At 64.8% G+C, this 8,058-nt stretch carries 6 protein-coding genes and 1 pseudogene; 4 read left to right on the top strand and 3 right to left on the bottom strand.

Features of this window, described 5'->3' with window-relative positions:
* Positions 1-84, top strand: a pseudogene (locus tag IWX65_RS17850) (carbohydrate ABC transporter permease); the annotation flags it as partial.
* Between the two features lie 111 nt (positions 85-195).
* A complete protein-coding gene (locus tag IWX65_RS13910; protein ID WP_196883720.1) occupies positions 196-1,509 on the top strand; it encodes an ABC transporter substrate-binding protein in 1,314 nt (437 codons plus the stop codon).
* A 59-nt stretch (positions 1,510-1,568) separates the two neighbouring features.
* On the opposite strand, the gene IWX65_RS13905 is transcribed toward IWX65_RS13910, so the two are convergent.
* The 3 genes from IWX65_RS13905 to rhaI are packed head-to-tail and all read right to left on the bottom strand — an operon-like array spanning position 1,569 to position 6,342.
* Positions 1,569-3,110, bottom strand: a complete 1,542-nt coding sequence (locus IWX65_RS13905) for a rhamnulokinase (RefSeq protein ID WP_196883718.1) — start codon at positions 3,108-3,110, stop codon at positions 1,569-1,571.
* Positions 3,107-5,179 carry a bifunctional aldolase/short-chain dehydrogenase gene (locus IWX65_RS13900; protein ID WP_196883724.1) on the bottom strand — a complete coding sequence of 691 codons (2,073 nt, stop codon included), beginning with the start codon at positions 5,177-5,179 and terminating at the stop codon, positions 3,107-3,109. The genes IWX65_RS13905 and IWX65_RS13900 overlap by 4 nt, the downstream gene beginning before the upstream one ends.
* Entirely contained in the window at positions 5,176-6,342 is a 1,167-nt protein-coding gene (rhaI, locus tag IWX65_RS13895; RefSeq protein WP_196883716.1) for an L-rhamnose isomerase, read from the bottom strand. Before rhaI ends, IWX65_RS13900 begins: the two co-directional genes overlap by 4 nt.
* Positions 6,343-6,545: 203 nt before the next feature.
* Between rhaI and IWX65_RS13890 the strand changes: the two genes are divergently transcribed.
* Both IWX65_RS13890 and IWX65_RS13885 read left to right on the top strand, forming a co-directional pair.
* Positions 6,546-7,574, top strand: a complete 1,029-nt coding sequence (locus IWX65_RS13890; RefSeq protein WP_196883714.1) for a LacI family DNA-binding transcriptional regulator — start codon at positions 6,546-6,548, stop codon at positions 7,572-7,574.
* Complete coding sequence (locus IWX65_RS13885; protein ID WP_196883712.1) at positions 7,575-7,904, top strand: L-rhamnose mutarotase; 330 nt, start codon at positions 7,575-7,577, stop codon at positions 7,902-7,904.
* The last annotated feature ends 154 nt before the right edge of the window (positions 7,905-8,058 follow it).

Here is an 8,058-nt window from a genome sequence, read left to right as displayed (position 1 = left end):
GTGTCCCTCCTCCCGGTCTTCCTGGTCTTCCTCTTCGGCCAGAAATACCTCGTCAAAGGCATCGCCACCACCGGCGGCAAATAAACCACCACCGGCCCCAGTTCCATACCCGCAGTAATCAGGGAAAGCGCCAGCGGCCGCGGCATGCGCCGGATAGTACCCCCTGCCCAGCACCATCAATCGAAGGAAAATTCAATGAGGAATACTTCACGCACCACCCGCACCCTGACCGCGGCGTCCATGGCCGTGGCACTCGGCCTGACACTGGGCGCCTGCGGCTCCGGCGCCTCCGGTGAATCTGCAGGCGGTGGAGGAGATGGCAATATCCGCTGGTCCTGGTGGGGATCGGACCCCCGGCACCAGGCCAACCAGGCGATCATCGATTCGTACAAGACGGAGAATCCCGACGTCACCATCGAGGGTGAATACGGCGACTTCAGCGGTTACTGGGACAAGCTCGCCACGACCACGGCCGGCGGCGATGCCCCTGATGTCATCACCATGGACGAGAAGTACCTGCAGGAATACGCAGGCCGCGGAGCCCTGGCGGACCTCAGCGACCTTCCCAACCTGGACCTGTCCAAGTTCGACGAACCCTCGCTCGCCCTCGGGGAGTACGAAGACGGCCTCTACGGCCTGAGCACCGGACAGAACGCCTACGTGGTCATGGTCAACGAGGACCTCTTCGCGAAGGCCGGTATCCCCATCCCCGACGACACCACGTGGACCTGGGACGACTACTACCGGATCTCCAAGGAGGTGAGCGAAAAGCTCGACGGCGTCACCGGCACCGAGTACGGCGCCCAGGACGTGGACCTGCGTGTCTGGCTCCGCCAGCACGGCGAGTCCCTCTACAACGAGGAAGAAGGCACCGTCGGCTACAGCACCGAAAACCTCGTGTCATGGTTCGAGCACCTGGTCACCGTTCGGGACGAAGCCGGCGGAGCCACCGCCGCTGAATACACCGAAGACGCGTCGGGCACTTTTGAGGCAGGGACATTCCCCACCAACCGGGCCGGATTCGGCTGGTACTGGTCCAACCAGCTCGCAGCGCTGCAAACCGCGTCGGGCAGCAAGGTCAGCATGCTGCGCGCCCCATCGGTCAACGGGGAGGCCGCCGACAACGGCATGTACTACAAGGCCTCGATGTACTGGTCCATCTCCAGCCAGTCGGATGACCAGGAAGCCGCCGCCGACCTCGTCAACTACCTCGCCAACAACGAGGAAGCAGCGAAGAAGATGCTCGTGGACCGCGGCGTTCCCGTCAACCCGGACATGGCAGAGGCCATCAAGCCCGAGCTGAACGAATCCGACCAGACTGTCGTCGACTTCCTCGACGAGATCGAGCCCGATATGAAGGATGCACCGAAACCCTCGCCGGTAGGAACAGGTGGCGTGCAGGACGTGGTGCAGCGCTACGTCTCGGAAGTGCTTTTCGACACTCTGACTCCCCAGCAGGCCGCGGACCAGATGACCAGCGAAATCGGAGGCATGATCCAGGCGGGCTGATCCAGTCCACCCGACAGCAGGGGATTCGGTCGCCACCACGGCGGCCGGGGCCCCTGCCGTCATGCGACGATGCTGGTCGAACAGTCCCGGGTGGTACCAGCAGGTTCCGGTGCCGCACCGGGTGAGTAGGTCACCATTCGTGCGGTCTTCCGCACCTCGGCGCGAATCGTTGCCAGTGACGCATCCCGAGCAATGGCCCCGGCAGCCCGCGCCTGCACCATCACATTGCCCAGGGCAGTGGCCTCAACGGGCCCGGCAATGACGGGTAGTTGCGTGGCATCGGCGGTCAGCTGGCATAACAGCCGGTTCTGTGAGCCCCCGCCCACGATATGTACCACGTCCACATGATGCCCGGCCAGGCGGATCGCCTCGCGCACGGTGCGCGCATAGGCGACGGCAAGGCTGTCGAGGATGCAGCGCACGACGCCCGCCGGTTCCGACAGGGCGGCGCCGTCGGAACCAGCACCTGGGGTAGGTGAGCCCGGCGAACCGTCCGGCTGTGCACCCTGGGCCACAGCGTCCCGAATTCGCTCCGGCATGCCACCGGGTGGGATGAATGACGGCGAGTCGACGTCGATCAGGGGCCCTCCGGGCGGTAGCTGCGCCGCCGCCTCCAGAAGGTCGTCAAAATCTGTTGTTACTCCCTGGTCGGCCCAGGTTCGCAGACATTCCTGCAGCAGCCACAGCCCGCCGACGTTCCGCAGGTACCGGATGGTACCGTCGACGCCGCGCTCGTTGGTGAAATTCGCGGAGCGGCTCTCCACACTCAGTACGGGGTGCGGGAGTTCGACGCCGACGAGGGACCAGGTGCCGGACGACACGTACGCAAACGCGGCGGTTTCCGAAGGAACCGCGACGACGGCGCTTGCCGTGTCATGTGAACCCACTGCAATGACGGCGGTGTCCTCCGGGAGTCCGGTGCGGTCGGCAATCTCCGGAAGTAGAATCCCAATCGTCTGCCCGGGCTGGATGAGCGGAGGGAAGATGCCGCTCGGAATGCCGACCGCGTCGAAGATGCCGCCGGCCCAATTGCCGGATGTGGCGTCGAGCAGGCCTGTGGTGGAGGCATTGGTGGCCTCACTGCGCCGCTGTCCCGTCAGCCAGAAACCCAGGAGGTCCGGGATCAACAAAGCCTGCAGCCCTTCGAGCGAAGATTCCGAGGCCAACTGGTAGACCGTGTTGAACGGCAGGAACTGCAGCCCCGTCGTCCCATACAGGCGGTTGAAAGGGATTCGACCGTGGACGGTGTCGACGGTCCTGCCACCCCGCCCGTCCCGATAGCTGTAGGGCAGGGCGGCGAGGGCGCCGCCGTCGTCGTCGATCAGTCCGTAGTCCACCGCCCAGGTGTCGACGCCGATGCTGACGATCCTTTCACCCGCAGAGCTGGCGGAGCCGGCGGCCAGCGTCAGGCCGTGCAGAACCTGCCCATACAGCTTATGGATATCCCAACGCAGGCTGCCATCCACCTCCATCGGCCCGTTCGCGAACCGGTGAATGATTTCAAGGTGCGGCCCACCACTGGTGAACCGCCCGAGGATGACCCGGCCGGAGGACGCGCCGATATCGACCGCCACGAACACTTCCGGCCGATCCGCTTTCATCGGAGGAATGCTGCGGCGACGCCGGCGTCGACGGGAACGTGGAGGCCGGTGGTGTGCGAGAGTTCGTCGGAGGTCAGGACGGCGACGGCGTTGGCCACGTTCTCGGGAAGCACCTCGCGCTTGAGCAGGGTTCGCTGGGCGTAGTACTCGCCCAGCTTGTCTTCGTCCACTCCGTAGACGGCTGCGCGTTTGGCACCCCAGCCGCCGGCGAAGATGCCGGACCCGCGGACCACGCCATCGGGGTTGATGCCGTTGACCCGCACGCCGTATTCACCCAGTTCAGCGGCCAGCAGGCGCACCTGGTGGGCCTGGTCCGCCTTCGTGGCGGAGTAGGCGATGTTGTTGGGTCCTGCGAACACGGAGTTCTTGGAGGAGATGTAGATGATGTCCCCGCCCATGTCCTGCTCGATGAGGACCTTCGCTCCGGCCTGGGACATGAGGAAGGATCCCTTGGCCATCACGTTGTGCTGGAGGTCCCAGTCTTTCTCCGTGGTCTCGAGCAGTGGCTTGGAGATGGACAGGCCCGCGTTGTTGACCACCAGATCCAGTCCACCGAAAGCCAGCACCGCGGCATTCACGGCGTCCTGCACCTGAGCCGGATCCGTGACGTCGGCCTGGATGCCGATCGCGACGTCGGATCCACCGAGATCGGCTGCGACGGTGGTCGCGCTGTCGATATTCAGGTCCGCGATGACCACGCAGGCACCCTCGGCCACCAGGCGGGTGGCGATGGCCTTGCCGATGCCCGACGCCGCCCCGGTCACCAGGGCGATCCGGCCCGCGTGGGATTTTGGTTCGGGCATGCGGGCGAGCTTGGCCTCCTCGAGTGCCCAGTATTCGATGCGGAACTTCTCGCTCTCCTCGATGGGGGAGTAGGTCGAGATGGCTTCGGCTCCACGCATTACATTGATGGCGTTGAGGTAGAACTCGCCGGCAACGCGTGCAGTCTGTTTGTTGGTGCCGTAGGAGAACATGCCGACGCCGGGAACCAGCACGATCGCAGGGTCGGCGCCGCGCATGGCGGGGGACTCGGGCGTCGCGTGGCGGTCGTAGTACGCCACGTAGTCCGCCCGGTATTCGGTGTGAAGCTCGCGCAGCCGCAGGAGGCTGCTCTCCACATCCGCGCCGGCGGGAAGGTCGAGGATGAGCGGCTTGACCTTGGTGCGCAGAAAATGGTCCGGGCAGCTCGTTCCGAGGGCTCCGAGGCGCGGGTGCTCGGCCGAGGCGAGGAAATCCAGGACGCGCGGATCGTCGGTGAAGTGCCCTACCTGCGCCTTGTCCGTGGACGCCAGGCCGCGAATGGTGGGGGCGAGTGCTGCCGCCTTCGCCCGACGTTCGGCAGCGGGGAGCGGGCCGTAGCCCTCGAGGGCCGGACCGAAGGGCTCGGGCCTGCCGTGCTCGGCAATGTAACGCTCTGCGGTTTCGATGATCTCCAGCGAGTTCGCTTCGGCTTCCTCCGAGGTCTCCCCCCAGGCGGTGATGCCGTGGCCGCCGAGGATCGTACCGATGGCCTCGGGATTGGCGTCCCGGATGGCGGCGATGTCGAGGCCGAGCTGGAACCCCGGTCGGCGCCAGGGCACCCAGAGGACCTTCGTGCCGAAGATCTCCCGGGTCAGCGATTCGCCGTCGGACGCCGTCGCCAGGGCGATGCCGGAATCGGGGTGCAGGTGGTCCACGTGCGCGGCGTCGACCAGGCCGTGCATCGCGGTATCGATCGACGGCGCTGCGCCGCCCTTGCCGTGCAGCGTGTAGTCGAAAGCCGCCACCATTTCATCCTCACGCTCCACCCCGGGGTAGATCCGGCGCAGGGCGCGCATGCGGTCCAGACGCAGCACAGCGAGCCCGGATTCCTTCAGGGTGCCAAGATCCCCGCCGGATCCCTTGACCCACAGCAACTCGACGTCCTCACCGGTTGCCGGGTCGATGCCCGTACCCTTGGCCGAGGTGTTGCCACCGGCGTAGTTGGTGTTGCGCTTGTCCGCACCCAACCGGTTCGAGCGCTCGATGAGCTCGCTGACGGTGCTGTTCGGCACGGAGGTCACGGAATTCGTCGTCGTCGTCACTTTCATGCTCCCCATCCGGCCTGCTGGCCGCCAAGTCGTTCGCTGTTGATCTGTTCCTGGTACCCGCTGGCCCGGTACGCAGCCATCGGGTCGGCGGGCAGGCCCCTGGATTCACGCCACTGGGCCAGCGGCGTCCGGACGTCGGTGTAGAAAGCGTCCATGAAGACTTCGTTGGCGCCCAGGACATCGCCTGATTCCTGAGCCGTTTTCAGCGCCTCCCGGTCGACCAGGAGCGCCCGCGCCGTCATTTCCTGGACGTTGAGTACGGACCGGATCTGCCCGGGGATCTTCTCCTCGAGATTGTGGCACTGGTCAAGCATGAGGGCCACGTTGCTGGTCGGATCCAGGGCACCGCCGCGCACTACCTCGAACAGAATGCGGAACAGCTGGAACGGATCCGCCGCACCCACGATCAGGTCATCGTCGGCGTAGAACCGGGAGTTGAAATCGAAGGAGCCGAGCTTGCCCAGCCGGATCAGCTGCGCCACGATGAACTCGATATTGGTACCCGGAGCGTGGTGACCGGTGTCCAGGCAGACCAGTGCCTTCTCCCCGAGCTGCAGGCAGTGGGCGTAGGAGGTGCCCCAGTCGGGAACGTCGGTGTGATAGAACGCAGGCTCGAAGAACTTGTACTCGAGGACCATCCGCTGGTCCTCCCCGAGGCGGTCGTAGACCTTCCGCAGCGATTCCTGCAGCCAGTCCTGACGCGAACGCATGTCGCCCTGGCCCGGGTAGTTGGTGCCGTCAGCGAGCCAGATCTTCAGGTCGCGTGAGCCGGTGACGTTCAGAACCTCGATGCACTCGTACATGTGGTCGATGGCCTTGTTGCGCACGCTGGCGTCACTATGGGTCAGGCTGCCGAACTTGTAGTCCTCGTCCTGGAAGGTGTTGCTGTTCACGGTCCCGAGCCGAATGCCCTTGTTCTCCGCGTAGCGGCCCAGTGCACCGAAGTCGTCCACCTTGTCCCAGGGGATGTGAAGGGCGACGGCGGGAGCAAGCCCGGTCAGTTCGTTCACCTTCGCCGCATCGGCAATCTTCTCCTGCACCGTGCGCGGGGTCCCTGGAGTGGCGAATACCTTGAAGCGGGTTCCGGAATTGCCGTATGCCCAGGAGGGCACCTCAATTCCCAACTGTGCAAGGGTAGGCGCTATGCCGTCAAGAACACTCATGTACTTCTCCACATCCTGTTGCCGCCAGTGCCGGAATCTGTCGGGTGGCCGCGAGAAGCGGCCGGGGTGACGGGTTGTCGATCCACGCGACGTCGTCGGCGGTTGAATCGTTTCATAATTACGTTTCAAAGCTATCCTCGAAATGACGGTAGTGTCAAGGAATTCCCGCACATCGCGGTCCGGGATAGGGATCGGAGGAGCCAGTGGGTACTCGAGCAGTAAGCATCAAGGACGTGGCCGATCTGGCCCAGGTGGCCGTGGGCACGGTGTCGAATGTCCTGAACAATCCGAACAGGGTTGCCGACCGCACCCGCGAGCGCGTGCTGAACGCGATCTCCGAGCTGGGATTCGTGCGCAACGACGCCGCCCGGCAGTTGCGGGCGGGCCTGAGCCGCACGATCGGGTTGATCGTGCTGGATGTCAGCAACCCCTTTTTCTCCTCACTTGCGCGGGCCGCCGAAGAGGCTGCCGCCGAGATCGGCAGCACCGTGGTGCTGGGTGACAGCGGCTCCGACCGCGCGCGGGAGGCCCGCTACATCGACGTCTTCGAGGAGCAGCGGGTCAAGGGCATGCTGATCTCGCCCGTAGGGGACATCAGTGACCGCATGGAGACGCTGCGGAACCATGGCGTATCGGTGGTGCTGGTGGACCGTGTGGACCCCGGGCGGAAGATCAGTTCGGTGTCCGTGGATGACGTCGCTGGAGGCTACATCGCCGTGAAGCACCTGCTCGACTCCGGGCGACGCCGCATCGCCTTCATCGGGGCTTCGACCGAGATCCAGCAGGTGGCTGATCGGCTTGAGGGGGCATTGAAGGCGGTGGCCGAGCATGCCGGCGCCGAACTCGAGGTGATCGAGGCGAGCGCGATGACGGTGCTCGCCGGCAGGTCTGCGGGAGAGACGGTGGCGGCACGGGCCGAGGACCGGCGTCCGGACGGGGTGTTCTGCGCGAACGATCTCCTGGCCATCGGGGTGATGCAGGCCGTCCTGATGGTGCGCGGACTCCACATCCCGGATGAGTTGGCCCTGATCGGATATGACGATATTGATTTTGCCCAGTCCGCAGTGGTGCCGCTGACCACTATCCGCAAGCCCACTGAGCTCATGGCCAGAACCGCCGTGGACGTGCTGGTGGGAGAGATCGACGGCGGAGACGGCGAGAGCCGGCGGGTGGTATTCCAGCCCGAACTGGTCGAGCGGGAAAGTACTGCAACAGTAAGGAACGGAGCCTAGATGGAACGCGCGTGTTTTCAGCTGCAGGTCCGGCAGGACAGGATCGCGGAGTACAAAGAACGCCATGCTGCCATCTGGCCGGACATGGCGCGGGCGCTGAAGGCCACTGGGTGGAATAACTACTCCCTGTTCCTCAGGCCGGACGGGCTGCTGATCGGCTACGTGGAGTCCGAGGACTTCGCCGCGGCGCAGGAAGCCATGTCCGCCACCGGCGTCAACTTTCGCTGGCAGGCCGAGATGGCGGAGTTCTTCGTCGAGCTGGAGGGCCGACCGGATGAAGGATTTCTCCGACTGCAGGAAGTGTTCCATCTGGAGGACCAGCTCGACTGAGGTTCCGCTCGGCTTCGTGTGGCTGGACCTGTCGGACGGACAGGCGGGAGTCGGCTGATTCTGCGGGTCATCACGAATTGGGAACAGTGGTTGACCGTGATCCATCTCACGCCTACGATCGAGGTTGAAACGTTCATATGAAACGATTCATTTG

The organism is Arthrobacter sp. CAN_A214, assembly GCF_015751955.1.
Classification (GTDB): domain Bacteria; phylum Actinomycetota; class Actinomycetes; order Actinomycetales; family Micrococcaceae; genus Arthrobacter_D.
Note: the sequence above shows the minus strand (reverse complement) of the source record. Positions and strands in the feature narration are given on the sequence as shown.